This window comes from Hyella patelloides LEGE 07179 (assembly GCF_900659865.1).
Taxonomy (GTDB): Bacteria; Cyanobacteriota; Cyanobacteriia; order Cyanobacteriales; family Xenococcaceae; genus Hyella; species Hyella patelloides.
The window spans coordinates 1-19,753 of the sequence record NZ_LR213887.1; the positions used below are offsets into that span (position 1 = coordinate 1).

Here is a 19,753-nt window from a genome sequence, read left to right on the forward strand (position 1 = left end):
TTTCCGTGGGGACGTGCCAATCCTTGATCTATGATATGAGCGATTTCCATTTGCTTTAACCAATGGATGATTAGAGGTAGATCATCTGCTCGTTCTGAAATCGTTCCTTTCAATAATATAGCTCTCTCTATTCATTGAATTTCAATAACAGCATACACTTTAGCTATTTTATTTCCCTAATCATTTTTGATTTAAGCGAACCGTGAGTCATGAGATGAGCATCAATCAACTATCAACAACCAACAAAAACCAGAGTATTAGCTATACTTCACTTAAATGAAAAACACTATATTTAGTTTTGTTTAAGACAAAAATCACCGAAAGCAACTATTTGATTAATTAGAGTCTCCAAGATCGGTTTGTTCAATGAGAACCTCTCCTTTCATCATTTTTTCTGCTGCATCCAATAGAGTCTCTTCCACATAAGGTTTCACAAAATAACCTCTAGCACCTCTTTGGGCTGCAATATTCCGCATCTTCTGTGCGCCACGGGAAGTCAACATAGCGATGGGTAAAGATGATAATACTTCATGTTGTTGTAAATTAGACAATAACTCTAAACCGTTCATTCTGGGCATTTCAATATCACAGAAAGCAATATCGCATTCTAAACCATCTCTGAGTTTTTCCCATGCTTCTTGACCATCTCTAGCTTTTTCTACCTGATAACCAGCTTTTTTGAAGGTCATAGATAACAATTCTCTGACTGTTACCGAATCATCGATAATTAAAACTAAGGACTCACTTTTCGGTTTAATAGTTACAGAATTATCTCCATCATCGTCAAATTGTGTATTGGAATTAACAACCATTAACTCTGCTTCTCTGTTAACTCGATTAATTTCAATTAATTTTTGAGCGACATCCATTAAATCTTTTTCTGTATAAGGTTTAGTTAAATAAGCTTTTGCACCTAAGTCTGTAGCTAATTGACGATGTTTATCTGCGCCACGAGAAGTTAACATTGCTACTGGAATACGTTTGAGATTATCTTCTTTTTGCAGGTTAGATAATAGCTCTAAACCATTCATTCTGGGCATTTCAATATCACAGAAAATCATGTCACAAGGTAAACCACCACGTAACTTATCCCAACCTTCTTGACCGTCTTTAGCTTGTTCTACCCGATAGCCGAGTTTATTGAAACTGAGGGTTAATAGTTCTCGAACAGTAATAGAGTCATCAACAACTAATACTGTCGGCTCGGTGTGAACTGCTTCTTGTTTTTGTTGGTCTTGCTTATCTTGCCAAATGTTAAACCCAAGTTCAATAGTTCTCTTACCTTGAGCAATTTCTATAAGTTCTAACACATCGGCTATGGGCATAATTATCCCATCTCCTAGTACTGTTGCACCAGCAATACCAGCAGGTTTGGGAGCAGGCCCTTCAATTTGTTTAATTACAATTTCTTGTTCCCCTATTATTTGGTCTACTTCTACTGCTAGCAGATTATCCGCACTTCGCAAAACAATCACAGAGATGGTGTCATCATCTTTATTAAGGTTATAAACACCACCCCTCTTGATTTGACGGTTATAAGACAGTAAATTACTTAAAGGTTGAAAAGGTAATAGGGTGTTATTCCAAGGAATCTGTTTGACTCCATTTTCATTAGTTTGAATCTCACTAGGTGCAAATTCTTTTTGAGCTTCCACCCCATCAAGAGGAAATGCAATGCGAGTGTTGTTAAAAACGCAACTAATCGCTTTACAGATACTCAATACCAAAGGTAAGCGAATGGTAAAGATAGTTCCTTTTCCTACTTTGGATTCAATACCGATAGTACCGCGAATTTTTTTCAGGTCGGTACTAACAACATCCATCCCTACACCTCTACCAGCAAAGTCATCTGCTTGATCTTGAGTACTAAAACCAGGATGGAAAATGAGATCGTAGACTTCTTGTTTACTCAGATTTTGTGCTTGCGCCCAAGTAAGCAGATTTTTTTCCACTGCTTTAGCTTTGACTCTTTCAGGATCGATACCAGCACCATCATCGGCAATAGCAATTACGGTTTGGTTTCCTTGAAGGAAGGCTCTAATACTAAGTGTTCCAGTAACAGATTTTCCTGATTTTATACGCTTTTCTGGGGACTCAATTCCGTGGGTAATAGCATTGTTTACCAGGTGAGTCATGGGATTGTAGAGATTCTCGACAATCATCTTATCGATCAGAACATCTTTTCCTTCAACTTGAAGTTCGACTTGTTTGTGTAGCTGGCGAGAAATATCTCGAATTGCTCTGGGTAAGCGGTCTGTAGTCTGACCAAAAGGTATCATACGAGAGGAATTCATCCCATCTTGTAACTGAGAGGTTGCTTGTCGCAAAGATTGGGTAACTTTATCGGTTTCGTCAACTACAAATTGGATATCGGAAGCTGCTTCACGAACTCGGACAATAAGCTCAATAATATCTTGAGACAATAAGTGGAAGCCTGTAAAGCGGTCAAGTTCCAACGCATCTAGCTCATTATCATTTTGGGGTTCTTCTTCTCCTTCTTCAAGGAAACTAGATCTACTTTTACTCGATGAAGATTGGCTTTGTTGACGACTGGCTATTAAAGCTCCTTCTAAAAGCGATCGCTCATAAAGATCGTGCATCTTACTACCCATATCCCCTAAAGATTGGACATGGCTTAAAAGGTTATCCATAAAGCGACGTATTCGTTTTTGATCTTCTTCGAGACGATTGCGTTTAACAACCAATTCCCCAATCAAGTTATTAAGATTATCTAGCTTTCTGACTGATACCCGCATTGTTTGATCGAAAGTGTTTGCCTTAGCGGGAGCAGGAGAAGAACTTTCTTTTAGCGGTGTTCTAATTTCTACGAGTGCTGGCGCAGAAATAGCTAATTTTTGAGAATTATTCAGTAAATTATCTAAACCGCCTAATTCTTTAAGAGATTCTAAAGAGTCATCAAGCTCTAAATCTAAGTCATCTAAACTATCGCTAGCAGTAGATTCATCGAGAAGACGATCTAACTCCAAATCATCAGCCATTGAAAACTCATCTAACTCGAGAGAAGATTCATCGGAAAGACGATCTAACTCCAAATCATCAGCCATTGAAAACTCATCTAACTCGAGAGAAGATTCATCGGAAAGACGATCTAATTCCAAATCATCAGCCATTGAAAGCTCATCCAACTCGAGAGAAGATTCATCGGAAAGACGATCTAATTCCAAATCATCAGCCATTCAGCCATTGAAAGCTCATCCAACTCGAGAGAAGTTTCATTGGCAAAATTGCTCAATTCTAAATCATGCTCGATTAAAGGCTCATCTAACTCGAGAGAAGATTCATCGGAAAGACGATCTAATTCCAAGTCATCAGCCATTGAAAGCTCATTTAACTCTAGAGAAGTTTCATCTGCAAAATTGCCCAATCCCAAATCACGATCGTCATTACCTATATCTATAGTGTGTGTTTCCCATTCTGTGTCTAAAGAATCCAAATTCATTTCTTTTACAGCGATCGCTTCTTCGGCAAACAGATCGTCTAAATTATCTGGAGGTTCTAAAGATAGTTCTTCTTCATCAAAAATTAATTCTTCTAGATCGCTTTCATCCGTGGCGTTTTCGAGGTCATCATCAACAAAAGGCAATAAATCTTGGGTATTATCAACAGAAAAATCTAATAAACCAAAGTCACCAAGCTCTAAATTCTCTGAATCTGCTTCTGTTTCTACAATGTTAGCTACAGATAAATCATATATTTCATCTTCTGAGATAGCTAAGGGATTTTCTGCAATATCTTCTGGAATTATAGTTTTTTGCTCTTCCCAAGATTGAGCGACTTGGTTTTGCTCTTTAGTCCCTGAATCTGGAGTTTCAGTATTACTAACTTCATCTGAAGCTTGTTGAGCTTTGAAATCGCTGTTTTCTTGAAAATTACCCTGACTATTCATAATGATTTTTGACGACAATACAATGTTGTGTGAGCTTAACAAATACCAAAAACGGTAAAGTGTAAAAAGTTACTCTAAATATCAGTAAATTTAACTAATTAAAGATAGTTATTTCAATATATATATATAATTCCCAATTATGGCTTTAGTTTTCAAAAAAATGAAACATCAAATTATAATCTTTGGCAAGAATTCTATTGTCCTATCGAATAAACTATGAAATCTGCTACTGCAACTTTACTAATTTCTTGTGCTGATAGTCCAGGACTAGTGGCTAAGTTTGCTAATTTTATCTATGCTAACGGCGGTAATATTATTCATGCCGATCAACATACTGACTTTAGCACAGGTTTATTTCTTAATCGCTTAGAATGGCAGTTAGAAGGCTTTAATTTACCCCGTGAAGCGATCGCTACTGCTTTTGGGGCAATTGCCAAGCCTCTGGAGGCAAAATGGCAACTTCATTTTTCGGATACAATACCCCGTATGGCAATTTGGGTCACAAAACAAGATCATTGCTTGCTGGATTTACTGTGGCGATGGCAAGCTGGAGAATTAAATGCGGAAATTCCTTTGATTATTAGTAACCATACTTCTTTAAAAGCGATCGCAGAGCGGTTTCAAATTGATTTTTATCACGTTCCGATTACCAAAGAAAATAAAGTAGAACAAGAAGAATTAGAATTAGAATTATTGAGCAAGTATGATATTAAATTGGTTATTTTAGCTAAATATATGCAAATCTTAAGTCCCAATTTAATAGCCAATTTTCCCAATATTATTAATATTCATCATTCTTTTTTACCTGCATTTCCTGGGGCGAAACCTTACCATCGCGCTCACGCTAGGGGAGTGAAAATCATTGGTGCAACGGCTCATTATGTCACAGAAGTTTTAGATGAAGGACCAATTATCGAGCAACAAGTAGTTCATGTCAGCCACCGCGACACGATTGCTGATTTTATTCGTAAAGGAAAAGATCTAGAAAGATTAGTGTTGTCTCATGCGGTACGTTTACATTTGGAAAACCGTGTTTTAAGCTACGATAATCGAACTGTGGTGTTTAATTAATTTTAATAGTTATTTGCCTGGTTATTAGTAGAGTGAGCAAAAACAAATCACTAATGACTAATACAAAGTAGGGCGGAATGTTAGCGTTACCCACCCTAACAATGCTTTTAAAGATTAAACAAAATTAAAGACCAGGAAGATTTAGACCACTGGTCAATTCTTCCATGCGATCGCGCATATTATCAGTAGATTTGGTGTAAGCTTCTTGCATCGCTTCTGTAACCATTGCCGAAAGAGCTTCTGCACCTTGAGATAAAGCATCAGATGAAATCTCCACACGGCGAGGCTCTTGATTGCCACTCATAACAACTGTAACTAAGCCACCACCGCTAGTTCCTTCAATTTCTAATTGTTCTAATTCTAGTTGTAGTTCTTGCGCTCCTTGCTGAACTTTTTGTGCTTGCTGAAAAGCGTTAGCAAGGTCTTTCATTTTTCCAAAGGGATTAGGCATATCTATTTAATGACTTTGATTATAGTGAGTGTATTGATTTATAAAATCAGAGATAGAAGTTAAAAACCTCTAGGAGTATTTAGTCTCTTGAATCAAACATTTATCCAGTAAATATCACTAAATTGATAAATGATAAATGATTTAAAACTCTCCTACCAGTTTAACCTCTGGCTCTAAAGATACTGACCAATGATATTCTACTTTTTCTTGAATATAGCGAATTAATTGGAAAATATCGCTAGCTTGAGCAGCACCACAATTTAAGATAAAGTTGGCGTGGCGTTGGGCAATTTGAGCATCACCGATTTTATGTCCTTTTAAGCCTAGCTGTTCGATCAGCCATCCTGCTGCTTGGGGATAGGGATTACGAAAGACACTACCACAACTGGGCAAATGGTAAGGCTGAGTGGTTTTGCGCTGTGTCCAATTATTGCTAGCCAATTCCATAATTTCTTGTTTAGAAAATCCTGGCTGTAACTTAAGGGTAGCTCTTACCACAAATTTGTTACTCCCTTGCAAGTTAGAAGTGCGGTAACTAAATTCTAAATCTTCTGGTGTTAACACTTCGATTGTGCCGTCAGTAGATAACACTGTGGCACTAACTAAAATATCTGACAGTGATTGTTGATGCGCTCCTGCATTCATCACCACTGCACCCCCTATTGTCCCAGGAATACCCACAGCCCACTCTAATCCTTTGAAACCTCTTTTGGCTGCTTTCCAAGCCAATTTAGCAATGGGTTCTCCTGCATCGGCGATTAATAAGCCGTTATCTGATTCAAATTGGTAATTACGAAAATGACGAGTGCAAATAGTTAGCCCAGAAATTCCGCGATCGCTTATTAGTAAGTTTGAACCTGCACCCAACAGAGTTAGAGGTACATCTTGGGCTTGATACCAATCAAAACAGGCTTCTAACTGCTCCCAGTTTTTTGGTGCAGCATACCATTGAGCGTTACCGCCAACACGATAAGAAGTATAGTTGGCTAAAGAAATTTGCGATTGAATAAGCTGATTTATTTTAATTGTCATGGTTTATTAGAGATCGAGGTATTATGCCACGAGAAATAACAGAATTTTCCAACAGGATATTGAGTATTTTTATTTAGTAACTTGTTTTATTAGCTGCTGTGTTAGTTATAGAGACTGTAATAAGCCGAATCTCTTGAAGTGGTCAACGATAATCTAACCGATTGTGTTTAATTTGTATATAGTTTTTTTCCCGATTAAAATTGATACTTCTCGAAATATTCATGTTTTTTTGAGTTAAGGTAAGTGCCATAGCCTTGTGGTTAGTGGAGCTTGACCAACGATCAGAGCAGGCTTCGTCGTGACGGGAGTGCGCGATGCCCTAAAGGACTTCCTTCGGTCGCGCGATGCGTAGCGAGTCCTTTAGGGAAGCGAGTCCTTTAGGGCGTTCTCATGTCGCGAGGCAACCTCGCCAGGGGTGGATAGGGGGGACTTTTCTGGTTTGATGTTTGGCTGACCACAGTTGATTGCGGTCTGTTGAAGTCCCCCATCCCCGCGCACCGCTTGTACGGCGGAGTAATCTCTGACTTGATTAACTCTGGTACAGATCGATCGTTTTAGAGATATATTGATTAAGATTTCCTGCACCCAGAAACATTACTAAATCTCCTGGCTGTAAGACTTTCGACTGTAAAAATTGAGGTAGAGATTTCAACTCAGAATGATAATAAGCTTGAGAATGATTTACGGCAATTCGTTTGGCTAATTGTTGCCCACTAATATTGTTAAGGTTCGTTTCTCCCGCACTGTAAATATCAGTAATAATTACCACATCAGCATCTTTAAAAGAAACTGCAAATTCTGTCATAAACGCGGAGGTGCGACTGTAACGATGGGGTTGAAAGACAGCAATAACTCTTTTTTTGCTATTATCTTGAACTCTTAGTTGGGCTGCTGCCAATGTTACCTCAATTTCACGGGGATGATGGGCATAGTCGTCAATAAACTTGATGTTATTGGCTTCTCCTTTGAATTCAAAGCGTCTTTTTGTTCCTGAAAAACTAGCTAGAGCATCGGCAATTACCAGAAACTCTAAACCAATTTTACGTCCTGTAGCGATCGCAGATAAAGCATTACTCAGGTTATGATGACCCAAAAGTTGCAATTTGAGAGTACCTAAAAGTTGCCCTCTCTCCCAGATTTGGGCTTCAGAGCCTTGGGCATGATAGTTAATGTTACGCGCGATATAATCGGCATTACTATCACTGTTGAGGCTATAGCTAACATCACTTGTGATATTTTCGCGTACTACCTCATCATCCAAACAACCGATTACTGTTTCACATTGCTCAGCAAAGGTTTGAAAAATCTCAATCACCTCATCCAAAGATTGATAGCGATCTGGATGATCTAACTCAATGTTAGTAATAATCCCGATTTTAGGCGAATGTTTAACTAGAGAGCCATCAGACTCGTCGGCTTCGGCGACTAAATATTCTCCGTTACCAGCCCTCGCATTGCCTTGCCAAGCATCTACTTCTCCTCCCACAATAATCGTAGGGTCTAAATCTGCTTTTAATAGTAAATAAGAAATTAAACTACTGGTAGTTGTTTTGCCATGAGTACCTGAAACTGCAATACTGTAATACTCGTCGATCAAAGCTGCCAAGACATCAGAACGATGAAAAATAGGGCAACCTAACCTTAAAGCTGCTTGGTATTCGGGGTTGGATTTTGCGATCGCAGTAGAGCAAATAACTTGTGGTAAGCAGGATGTATCTTCCTCGACCGATCCATCCAGTACGGTTACAGTCTCTTCACTTGTTCCTATAGCAGAAACTTTTAGTAGTGATGTTAAAGGTTGCTTATTAGTAATAATTTCTAAATTTTTAGCTTCTTGGCGAGCAAAAATTTTCGCCCCTAAAGATTCTAAACGTTCTGTAATATGACTAGAGTGAACATCTGAACCCGATAATGGTAACTTTCGTTGCGCCACAATATGAGCCAGCGCAGACATCCCAATGCCACCAATTCCAATAAAATGAAGTGGTCTACCACCTAAATTTATTTTTGTCACCCTCAACCCTCCTTTAATACCACATGACGTTGTGGTTTAGTTATTGTTCCGAATAATACGGGCTATGATAACAGCAAATTTTCTGTACTAGGGGATTTTAGTCAAGGAACAAGGAATGAAGAATGAGGAAATTTTTAAGTAGTGATTAGCGAGTTTCGAGTTTCGGGTTATTAATTGTAGTTGTTAATTTGTGCTTGCGCATGGGTCTAAATGAACAACGAGCGTCATTTTTCTAGCATTTTATCTACCCTTAAAAAACTTAAAAGCATTGAGATATGGATGTTTTAGCTTTTTTTAGTAAGCTCTATTCATGGTTTCGGAATTGCCATTCAAGGATAAAGTTGCCATTTTGGTAACGTAATGGAGTAATTATCTTACCGATGAGTCATTTTGACGATATTCCGCGCCATAAAGAATCTGGTTCTAGCCTGATAGAGATGCTAACTGTAGTTGTCATTATTAGCATTTTAATGGCTACTGCTACACCAAATATTTTGGGTTTTTGGAGACAAAACCAAGTAAATGCAGCCTTAGATAAATTACATGGTGCAATTAAAGAAGCTCAAAGACAAGCTATCCGTCAAGGACGTTTATGTCGTATCAATATAGATACCACAAACAACCAACTTACAGGAAATCCGAGTAATTGTTTATTTAGCGATCGCCAAATAAATGAGAATATAGTCATTAGGACTAACCTTTCAGGAACACCCCCCAATATTTCTTTTTCTCATAAAGGTTCAACCACTAAAAGTGGCACAATTGTCATCTCTTCCACAATGACAAATCGTCAAAAGTGTTTTGTAATTTCTTTGGGTATAGGTATTATGAGAACTGGAAACTATACAGGAAGTTCTACTGGTTCGGTATCTCGTGAGGGCTGTCAATCTAACTAAAAAAACATACCTCTATAAGAAATTTTATCCATTGACGAGCGTATCCTGCGGATTTTCATCCGCAATAGGTAGCGGAGTTTGGCACAAAGCATAGCCTACACAAGCACAAAACGACCTGTATGAAATAAGTAATAGTGATTTTCTGTAAATTAGCTAATCTGCTATTAATATTAATCTAGCTGTATCTAATTGGTGGGGTTTTCTTGTGGCGCAAGTTATTTTTGAAAACGTCTATAAAAGTTTTCCTCGTCGAAAAACGGAGCAAAATACCACTTCAGATGGAAGTAAAGCAATCAAGTCTCAGCCTAATCAAAATTCGGTAAATGTCTTACGCAATATCAATCTTACGGTTGAAGATGGTGAATTTATGGTATTGGTGGGACAATCGGGTTGTGGTAAAAGTACTCTGTTGCGTCTTCTAGCAGGATTAGAAACTTTAACAGGGGGTAATATTTATATTGGCGATCGCTCAGTGCAATCTCTACCACCAAAAGCCAGAGACATCGCCATGGTATTTCAAAATTATGCTCTTTATCCCCATTTAGATGTTTATAACAATATTGCCTTTGGTTTGAGACGCAGCCAACAATCCTCAACCACAAAGCAAAAATCTTCCTCGATCGAAAACACCCTGGTGGGAATGACTCGTAACTTACCCAGGAATATACGTTATGTCTCCTCAAAGGAAAAAGAAATTAGTAAGCAAGTAAAATCTGTCGCGAGACTGTTACAAATCGAACCCTTACTCTCTAGACTGCCTAAAGAACTATCTGGAGGACAAAAACAACGGGTGGCTTTAGGAAGAGCGATCGCTAGAAACCCCCAAGTATTTTTAATGGATGAACCGTTATCCAATCTCGATGCTAAACTACGCACCGAAACTCGCGGACAAATCGTGCAATTACAGAAACAACTAGACATCACTACTATCTATGTCACCCACGATCAAACAGAGGCTATGACAATGGGCGATCGCATTGCGGTGATGAATCAAGGACAAATTCAACAAGTAGCCAAACCGTTAGAAGTTTATAATCACCCTGCAAATCTCTTTGTTGCTGGTTTTATTGGTTCGCCACCTATGAACTTGTTATCTGTAGATTGGGTCGGCAACTCTACTTTACAGCATCCTCAATTTAAGTTAACTCTACCCATTGATTGGTCACAATTGTTGCGTGACAGTAATACTCGTTCTCTGGTATTAGGTATTCGTCCTCAACATTTCACCATTACCGATGCAGAAACTCGCGATTTCTCTGTTACTGTAGATTCCGTAGAAGCTTTGGGAAATGAAACCTATATTTATAGTAGTTTAGATACTCAAACCCCATTAACTATTAGTATATTTAGCGATCGCCTTATTCATCCAGGGGAAAATCTTCCTTTAAAAATTAACCCAGACAAGATACATCTGTTTAACGCAAATACAGGAGAATCAATTCAGCCTTGTTTTCGGAAATGATTGTTGATTGAGGAAAAGTTGATTGCTAGTTTTTGATAACTGATAACTGATAACTAATAACTGATAAATGTCTATAAAAACGCCAGATTGGGTCAAAAACGCCGTATTCTATCAAATATTTCCCGACCGCTTTGCGAAAAGCCAAAATCCTCAAGCTGGATTATGGCAATCTTCTCGATTAGAGCCTTGGGACAGCAAGCCCACCTACGAAGGTTATAAAGGTGGAGACTTATGGGGAGTAATCGATCGCCTAGACTATCTCCAAGATTTAGGAATTGACGCTATTTACTTGACTCCGATCTTTCAATCCGCTTCTAACCATCGCTATCACACCCACGACTACTATCAAGTCGATCCCATGTTGGGAGGAAATGTTGCTTTCGATGCTCTGATTAAAGCTGCTCACTATCGCAAGATCAAAGTAGTGTTAGATGGAGTATTTAATCATGCTAGTCGAGGATTCTTTTTCTTCAACGATATTTTAGAAAATGGTGCTAAGTCTCCCTGGTTAGATTGGTTTAGAGTAGAAAAATGGCCACTCTCGGCTTACGATGGCGCAAAACCAGCTAATTACATTTCTTGGGTCGGTAATCGCGCTCTACCCCAGTTTAACCACGATAATCCCCAGGTAAAAGAATATATCATGCAAGTAGCCGAGTATTGGCTATCAAAAGGTATTGATGGCTGGCGTTTAGATGTTCCCAATGAAGTAACTACCCCTGGATTTTGGCAAGAATTTCGCGATCGCGTCAAAGCAATTAATCCCGAAGTCTATATTGTGGGAGAAATTTGGAGTGATGCGAGTCAATGGCTAGACGGAAAACAATTTGATGGGGTAATGAACTATCGTTTTGCCGAACCAACTATTGCCTTAACTGCTGGCGATCGCTTTTTGTCCGAATATGCTCAATATCACTATGAACCTTATCCTGCTATTGATGCTCAACAATACAGCGAGCAAATACAAAAATTGCTTAATTTATATCCTTGGGAAATTCAACTAACCCAACTTAACCTCTTAAATAGTCATGACACCTCTCGTTTACTGAGTTCAGCAGGAGGCGATCGTCGGAGCGTTCATTTAGCCACTACTTTACTTCTAACTTTTCCTGGCGCACCCTGCATATACTATGGTGATGAAGTTGGTTTAACAGGAGGTAAAGACCCCGATTGTCGTCGTGGTTTCCCCCCAGAAACAGATTGGAACTTCGATACTCTAAAACATCATCAAACCTTGATTAATCTGCGTCATCAATATCCCGCTTTACGCACAGGAAAATACGAAATTCTCTACGCTCAAGATAACGTCTATAGCTTTGCCAGAATCTTGGATAATCAAGCAATTATTATTGCTATTAACACCTCGGATTCTTCAGCAAAGGTTGCTTTTTCAGTGTCAAATTTGCCAGAAAAACCACAATCATTAGTATCTGGAAACGGCAATGTATCTTGGCAAGACAATCGCTTAGAAATAGCGATCGCTCCCCGTAACTTTTTGATTATTGCCGAGCAATAGTATTCATCAATTAGGTAGAACAATACCAAGAAGTCAGAGATTATCTCGATCCTGCTTGACGGGACTCCGCCTTGAAAAGGCGGAGCAAGAGGTCAATTAATGAATGTCCTAACTCATGAACGTGCTGCTATAGTGGCAAGAACGCAAAGTAAACTCCTTACAGGTGCGATCCGAAAGTATTCCCTTCACTTTGTCAGTAAAATCGTGCTTACTCAAATAGGTGATACTAAATCCTGTTCGCGTAAGTTATTTAACTATTTTTTTGTGTATTAAAGTCAGCTTTATTTTTTTTCCTTCCTTTTCAAGTCAATCAAAATCTTGATTGATTAACTCTTTACTCTGGTTTTTGCTTCAACTTTAGATTAATTGCGTCTGCTTTTTTGAACAAAGCTCTGCCCTAGTATCAGCTTTTGTAAAGCACTGTACTCTTTTTCTTTTCTACATACAGTAAGCTTGCTGGCAAATCAGTCAAAAATACGAAGAAAATACAAACTAAATATATACTTTATATTTAATTTAAGTAAAAGTACTTACAAATATAGTTAGTTGTTGTAATCTATTAAGTGTATTTGCATAAAACTTATTCGGTAGTAACATCGATCTGGTGAATGCTGTTAACTACAAAAATGAAACTACGTAGTAATTTCTTACAGTGTAAATTTTAATTCGAGACGTATCTGAACACACCACTGTATTTGACAAAGGAATTAAGAGCTAAGGAACTATAAAATATGTCTCATATTATTGATTTTGCAGAAGCTTCGTCCACTACCAATGTTATAGCTGGATTTGATATTGTTGGTCTGGATAACTCAGAAAATATCATTAGATATCCAGAAAGTAGTGAATCAATAGCTAATGGCAACACTGACAAATTAATGGAAACCGCCAATAGCTTCGATTTTATAAGTAGTAAAAGTGAAGGAGTAAATAGCCTAAGTTTAGAAAGCACTCCCTTAGCTGAGGAAGCAGGCATCGACTTAGCAGAAAGTGGCGACGCTCCTGCATCCGCTTCTGGGGAAGAGGCTTTGACTCTCGAATTTTTCTCAGATGACGAGATCATTAGTGAATTAGACCTGGGGAACAATGACAATTTTGTTAGGGGCTCAAGTGATGATGGAAATGTTAAATATGAAGAAGCATCAGGACGCTTATTCGTTAATGGTCAAGAATTGGCACAGTTAGATACCGAATTGGGCTTAGATGACGATAGCTACGAAATGTTTTAAATTACTGACCAAATAGTCCCAAATTACCATGACTTTTAAGATGGACTATACAAAATTGTATAGTCCATCTTTACCAAATCTTTAAATAAATCTCTTAATTAAAAGACCCCTTGAGATAGTAACTTTAGATAGAATTGATGTGTTCTGTAAATTTACGGGACGGCTTTTCTATTGGTTAAGTAAATTTTTGGAGTTTACTATGAAAAAAAGTTTATTAACAGAAATAGCTGTTGGGTTAAGTTTGGCGTTGGGTAGTGCTATTAGTGCTGTTGCGACAAACCCCTCCAGCGAAGCAAATTTGAATAATACTTACTATTGCGCTCAACTCAACGGAAGTTGGAATACTTTTGTTAACACCCCTAGAGGGCAAGTAAAGCTGGTTAATTGGGTTGAAAGTCTTTCTGACGAATGGAATCCCCAAAATCGTTGTGTGGAAATTTCTGGAAGATTCCAAAAATTTTTAGACGCAGGAACTCTTAAGTATATTCGCACAGGAACAGTTAACAGATTACCAGTGATTTGCGTTGCTGAATCCAGAGGCGGTACTTGTCCCGATCAAAATGTGTTGATTACTTTGAAACCTGGCACAGACCAAGAAGCAGTTCTAATTCGTATGTTAGACTTTCGTCGCAGCGTTAGTGGTCAAACCATTCTTCTGAGCGAAAATGATTCGGGATTCTATGCTGACGGCGAATTTTATGTGGAGATGGATAAATTTCTCGAAAAAGTCCCCGTAGAAAAATAGGATTTTTGGAAATATCGATCCCATAGCGTCTCTCGAATTGATTAGGTACAAATTTAAACTTAGTCAGTAATTTTTAACTATTAATTGTCTATTATTAAGCCTTTACGAAGGCTTGCTCTGTTTGATCGAGAATTGCTATATTTTAAGCAAATAGATGGATAAAACTACTAACAACTTTTTTGGTTGTTAAACTCTTGTCCAAGCACTTAAGAATCACAGACTCGCTATAGATTGCTTAATGAAATGGTTCTCACCCTCACACAAAACAACTAGAAAACCTCTCTCGAAAAAAAAACAAAGAACTTTATCTCTTTGTTTAGTCAAGGTTATCGTTTGTCCGTTTATTGGCTCTTTGATTCTTTCAGGAGATGTTCCACAATGGCAACCCAAAACTTTAGCCTCCATTCCTTCTGAGTTGGTGGAAGCAAAAGTTAACCAGATTGCTGCTAACATTACTGTCAGGATTTATGGAGAAAACTTTCTCGGTTCAGGGGTCATACTCCACAATCAAGATCGAGAGTATGTGGTATTGACTAATCAGCACGTCCTGAGAGCAGGAAAAGCTCCCTTTAGAATTCAAACTCCTAACGGGAAAATTTATCAGAGTGAAGTTCTAACCCCAGAAAACTCTTCTCAAGACGATTTGGCATTGCTCTCTTTTAAAAGCGATCGCGATCAGTACAAAACTGCTAAGACTGGTGATTATTCTCAACTTCAAGAAGGAGAATTAATTTTTGCTGCGGGTTTTCCGATGAGTGGAACAGAACAACTCACTAAAACTCCGACTGCATTGGGCTTGACATTTACCACAGGACAAGTTGCAACTGTCTTAGATAAACCTCTTCAAGAAGGCTATCAAATTGCCTATACTAATAATATTCAAAGAGGTATGAGTGGAGGGCCTTTACTCAATCAACAAGGAAAGTTAGTGGGTGTCAATGGGAAACAAGCCTATCCCTTGTGGGAAGCTCCCGATTTCTATGAAGATAATTCTCAACCCTGTGAACCACTCCAAAAACTTATTACTCGCTCTAGTTTGGCAATTCCTGTAGAAAAAGCTCTGGCTCTCGCCTCACAAGCTAACTTTACTATCAATTCTTCGGATGAAAATTCTCTGGAGTTATCCCAAAACGACTTTATTTTTTCTACAATACCTAAAGAGAACAGTTCTTTTGTTGAGATAGAAGCCGAAAAAATTTCTGATAAGTCTTGTCAGTAATTGGTAGTGATATGTCATGAAGTCAGAAGTTTGAAGTTGTGATTACATAAATTTCACCTCTTTCCAGAGTAAGAGGATTCAACAATTGAATTATATTTTGATTTTTTATTTACGTCCGACTCAAACTTTCGAGGTTTCCTCGGAAATCGCGAACTGAGAAACAAAGCACAGTTAATTCAAGCTTTTGGGAAAGCCCCAAAAGACACGTTTTCAAATTTATCTAGATTTTACTCTCATTCCTTTATGATTTGATGACTCGGTGATTTTAGTAATTAAGGAGTCTGTCAACTTTTAACCAATGGTTTGACAAGAGACAGGAAAAAACTTTAACGATTGATTGTACGCCTGATAAATTGACAGGCAAAGCAGCAGTGTTAAAACTCTCATTACGCCTTATGTAAATTTAAAAAGCTCTCTATAACTGTAAGGTTTTCAAGATTCTCCTAAAATGGTAACTTGGAGATTATTAACGAAATTACAGGGGTCTTAAAACTTAATCCACATTAAACATAAGTTTAAAGTATTAAGACAGAGAACTCGTGCAAAAAGAGACAAAAAAAATTTAACACCAATAAACTGATGTGTGATTAATTTTACGGGGATATTGGATAACATCTGTTTTTATCGATAGCTAAAGAATTTAATTCTGCTAAGGTATCTGGGAAATAAGGGTTTGGAGTTTTTTATTTATGACAATAGATTTTTTATCTCTTCAGTTACTTTCGAGCGCGAGAAAACCTCGTTATCTTTTATTATTTCCAATTACACTGTTGAAGAAAAGTATCAAACTTCTGGAAAACACTAGCTTAAAAGTCAGTATTGCTCTTGCTATACCACTATACTTATTGGGTGTGACAACCACTTTAGCAACACCCATACTGAATGCTAAAAAAATTGAGCTAGTTCAAAATTTGGCTCCCCAAGAAATTAGTTCAAAAGCCAAACAGTTCACTGTACGGATTGATGGCGCAGGTATTGGTACTGGGGTAATTATTGATGAATCGGAAACTACCTACACAGTGCTGACAAACTGGCACGTAGTTAAACAATCTGGAGAATATTCAATTAAAACCATTGATGGAAAAGAGTATCCTGTTAATTACGATACTGTTCGAGAATTACCCAATTTAGATTTAGCGATTTTGCAATTCGAGCGCACACAAAACTACCAATTGGCAAGAGTAGGAAATTCGAGCAGTTTAGTAGAAGGTCAAAATGTCTATTTCGCTGGTTATCCAGGGCAATTACGCACAGAAGACAATCGCCACTATCGTTTTTTCCCAGCTAATTTAGTAGGTATTTTGCCAGAATCTACTGATAAGGGCTATTCTCTAATTTATAATGGCGAAGCCTTTCCTGGAATGAGCGGAGGGCCAGTTCTTGATAGTCAAGGTTTGCTAATTGGGATTCATGGAGAAACTAACGTTCATGCGATTACTGGTGGTACTTCTAACTATGCAATTCCCATCGCTCTTTATCAAGCATCCATTTCTCAGATAGCCTCATCTTCTAATCAAAATAATAGTCAACCGAATCAAGGTGGTGATGAAGAAACATCTGCCACTGCATCACCAGAAAATTCTTCTAACCCTCCAGCAACAATAGACAACACAACCCCAGATCGATCGGTTGCAGCCGAAACGCCTCCAGAAAATACCCCTGATGAGACAGAATCCTCTAGTGAAACGGAATCTTCGGATCAAAAAGAACCTACTGCTAATTCTGAGAGTACTGATTCAACCCTAGGTAATAATACCCCACTCAACTCACCATCTCCATCAAACAATGAAGAGCAGAACGATTCACCTAATATCGTTTCTGTCCCTACCTTAACTGCTCCTTCAAACAATCCCACCAAAAAACCATCGGTTTCACGACCACCATTGGTACCACAGAAAAACCCCGAACTGCTATCTCGCATCACGGGTATTAACTATACAAACCTTAAAGAATCCCTCGCTAAGAAAGAATGGGAACAAGCAGATCGGCAAACTCAACAATTGATTACTCGTATTATAGAAACAGCCAAAAGACAGAATAATCGTTCTTTTATTACGATAAATGCGATCGCTGATTATGCGTGCCAGGATATTAGCACTATAGATAGTCTATGGCAGCAATATAGTAATAATAAGTTTGGTTTTGCTGCTCAACAAAATATTTGGCAAAATAATCAGGAGAATAATGATTTTTCTCCTGATTCTTGGCGTATCTTTGCGACAGAAATAGGTTGGAAAGAGGGAGATATTAGCAATAGTGGTGGTTATTTACTCTACGAACAACTAACTTTCGATCCGAAAACTGCTCCCCAGGGTCATCTTCCTTGGTGGTTTGCTGCTTCTGAGGAACAACAAAATATCATCAAATCTATTTTAAATCGTTGTTCTTTAGTAGAAGTTAGAGAAGTTCAAGAGGCAGAAAATGGAGCTTCTAGCGAGACTCCAGAGGCAGAAAATACCCCAGAAGAAGAAAATGAAGCTCCTAGCGAGACTCCAGAGGTAGAAAATACTCCAGAAGAAGAAAATGGAGCTTCTAGCGAGACTCCAAAGATAGAAAATACTCCAGAGAGCGAATAAATAAGCAAAACTTAACCTCAATTTGAGACAATAAAGAAATTAATTCGCAATTTCAAAATATAGCAAAAAAGTTATGCAAACTCTGGATAATCCTCAAGTAAATGCTAAACCAGCTTTTGACACTACTATTCATAGGCGAAAAACCCGTCCAGTAAAAGTAGGCGATGTTACCATTGGCGGAGGATACCCTGTGGTTGTCCAGTCTATGATTAATGAAGATACTCTGGATATTGAGGGTTCAGTCGCAGCAATTCGTCGCTTGCACGAAGTAGGTTGTGAAATCGTGCGGGTAACAGTACCTAGTATGGCTCATGCTAAAGCTTTAGCAGAAATTAAAGCAAAACTAGCTACAACTTATCAACCAGTGCCTTTAGTCGCGGATGTTCACCATAATGGGATGAAAATAGCCCTGGAAGTAGCGAAACACGTTGATAAAGTCAGAATTAATCCAGGGTTGTATGTGTTTGAAAAGCCGAAAAGTGATCGCACTGAATATACAGAGTCCGAATTTGAAGATATTGGAGCGAAAATACGCGAAACCCTAGAACCTTTAGTAATCTCTTTACGAGATCAGGGTAAAGCAATGCGTATCGGCGTTAATCATGGTTCTTTAGCCGAAAGAATGCTCTTTACTTACGGTGATACTCCTGAAGGGATGGTCGAGTCTGCTTTGGAGTTTATCCATATTTGTGAGTCTCTTGATTTTCGTAACATTGTGATTTCTCTCAAAGCTTCTCGTGTTCCTGTTATGCTAGCTGCTTATCGCTTAATGGTTAAACGGATGGATGAATTGGATATGGACTATCCCCTTCATTTGGGAGTTACCGAAGCAGGAGATGGGGAATACGGCAGAATTAAATCTACCGCAGGTATTGGTACTTTGCTTGCTGATGGTATTGGGGATACCATTCGAGTTTCTCTGACAGAATCTCCTGAAAAAGAAATCCCTGTTTGCTACAGCATCTTGCAAGCTTTAGGTTTACGAAAAACAATGGTAGAGTATGTTGCTTGTCCTTCCTGTGGACGTACTCTGTTTAACTTAGAAGATGTTTTACACGAAGTCCGCGAAGCTACTAACCACCTTACAGGCTTGGATATTGCTGTTATGGGTTGTATTGTTAATGGCCCAGGAGAAATGGCAGATGCCGACTATGGTTATGTGGGTAAACAGCCTGGCTATATCGCTTTATATCGCGGTAGAGAAGAGATTAAACGTGTTCCAGAAGAAAATGGTGTATCAGAGTTAATTAACCTGATTAAAGCTGATGAACGTTGGGTAGAGCCTGAAGAGTAGTCGCAAATTATCTAGATCCCGCTTGAGATTATTCCCTTTATACCCCAATGCGATGGGTACAAGTCCTGCTTAGTTTGGGACGAATATGGGACGGGACTCCACCAGACAACGATCAAAATTAGTTGTGGCAAATTAAACAGTTAATGATATGGGGATGTAGCATCTTATTTTGTTACATCCCTTAATTTATAATGAAATACTTTGGCTATAAGTTATACCAATTTCCTAAACTTAGACTACACTTAAAGAGAAAGGGATAAAAGCGATCGCGAACTATGTCAGGAGTAGTAAAAATTGAGATAACTGAATCGGCAGAAACTCTCAAAAAACTGTTAATAAAT

At 38.3% G+C, this 19,753-nt stretch carries 14 protein-coding genes; 9 read left to right on the top strand and 5 right to left on the bottom strand.

From position 1 onward, the window contains the following. Nucleotides 1-335 precede the first annotated feature (335 nt). The gene (locus H1P_RS18270) at nt 336-3,197 is read right to left on the bottom strand and encodes a hybrid sensor histidine kinase/response regulator (protein WP_144869990.1); all 2,862 of its coding nucleotides are present in this window, start codon (nt 3,195-3,197) and stop codon (nt 336-338) included. Next, nucleotides 3,176-3,907: a hypothetical protein gene (locus H1P_RS18275; protein ID WP_144869992.1), complete on the bottom strand. Its 732-nt coding sequence runs from the start codon at nt 3,905-3,907 to the stop codon at nt 3,176-3,178. The genes H1P_RS18270 and H1P_RS18275 overlap by 22 nt, the downstream gene beginning before the upstream one ends. 216 nt (nt 3,908-4,123) lie before the next feature. On the opposite strand from H1P_RS18275, the gene purU reads away from it, so the two are divergent. Continuing rightward, nucleotides 4,124-4,978 (top strand): formyltetrahydrofolate deformylase, encoded by an 855-nt coding sequence (purU, locus tag H1P_RS18280; protein ID WP_144869994.1) that lies wholly within the window; start codon nt 4,124-4,126, stop codon nt 4,976-4,978. Nucleotides 4,979-5,102: 124 nt separating this feature from the next. On the opposite strand, the gene H1P_RS18285 is transcribed toward purU, so the two are convergent. From H1P_RS18285 to murC, 3 genes are all read right to left on the bottom strand, one after another. After that, nucleotides 5,103-5,429: a YbaB/EbfC family nucleoid-associated protein gene (locus H1P_RS18285; protein ID WP_144869996.1), complete on the bottom strand. Its 327-nt coding sequence runs from the start codon at nt 5,427-5,429 to the stop codon at nt 5,103-5,105. 141 nt (nt 5,430-5,570) lie between these two features. Beyond that, nucleotides 5,571-6,461: a UDP-N-acetylmuramate dehydrogenase gene (murB, locus tag H1P_RS18290; RefSeq protein ID WP_144869998.1), complete on the bottom strand. Its 891-nt coding sequence runs from the start codon at nt 6,459-6,461 to the stop codon at nt 5,571-5,573. Between the two features lie 529 nt (nt 6,462-6,990). Continuing rightward, nucleotides 6,991-8,415: a UDP-N-acetylmuramate--L-alanine ligase gene (murC, locus tag H1P_RS18295; protein ID WP_425461543.1), complete on the bottom strand. Its 1,425-nt coding sequence runs from the start codon at nt 8,413-8,415 to the stop codon at nt 6,991-6,993. 440 nt (nt 8,416-8,855) lie between these two features. Between murC and H1P_RS18300 the strand changes: the two genes are divergently transcribed. The 8 genes from H1P_RS18300 (at nt 8,856) to ispG (ending at nt 19,412) form a co-directional block, all read left to right on the top strand. Continuing rightward, nucleotides 8,856-9,371 carry a GspH/FimT family pseudopilin gene (locus tag H1P_RS18300; protein ID WP_144870002.1) on the top strand — a complete coding sequence of 172 codons (516 nt, stop codon included), beginning with the start codon at nt 8,856-8,858 and terminating at the stop codon, nt 9,369-9,371. Between the two features lie 205 nt (nt 9,372-9,576). Further along, nucleotides 9,577-10,833, top strand: coding sequence for an ABC transporter ATP-binding protein (locus H1P_RS18305; protein WP_144870004.1), 1,257 nt, complete (start codon nt 9,577-9,579; stop codon nt 10,831-10,833). Between the two features lie 67 nt (nt 10,834-10,900). Further along, nucleotides 10,901-12,349: a glycoside hydrolase family 13 protein gene (locus H1P_RS18310; RefSeq protein WP_144870006.1), complete on the top strand. Its 1,449-nt coding sequence runs from the start codon at nt 10,901-10,903 to the stop codon at nt 12,347-12,349. Between the two features lie 731 nt (nt 12,350-13,080). After that, a complete protein-coding gene (locus tag H1P_RS18315; RefSeq protein ID WP_144870008.1) occupies nt 13,081-13,578 on the top strand; it encodes a hypothetical protein in 498 nt (165 codons plus the stop codon). Between the two features lie 199 nt (nt 13,579-13,777). Then, entirely contained in the window at nt 13,778-14,323 is a 546-nt protein-coding gene (locus tag H1P_RS18320; RefSeq protein ID WP_144870010.1) for a COP23 domain-containing protein, read from the top strand. 238 nt (nt 14,324-14,561) lie between these two features. After that, on the top strand, nt 14,562-15,542 hold the full coding sequence (locus H1P_RS18325; RefSeq protein ID WP_144870012.1) for a S1 family peptidase: 981 nt from the start codon (nt 14,562-14,564) through the stop codon (nt 15,540-15,542). A 689-nt stretch (nt 15,543-16,231) separates the two neighbouring features. Continuing rightward, entirely contained in the window at nt 16,232-18,118 is a 1,887-nt protein-coding gene (locus tag H1P_RS18330) for a GUN4 domain-containing protein (protein ID WP_144870014.1), read from the top strand. A 73-nt stretch (nt 18,119-18,191) separates the two neighbouring features. Further along, complete coding sequence (gene ispG, locus H1P_RS18335; protein ID WP_144870016.1) at nt 18,192-19,412, top strand: (E)-4-hydroxy-3-methylbut-2-enyl-diphosphate synthase; 1,221 nt, start codon at nt 18,192-18,194, stop codon at nt 19,410-19,412. The last annotated feature ends 341 nt before the right edge of the window (nt 19,413-19,753 follow it).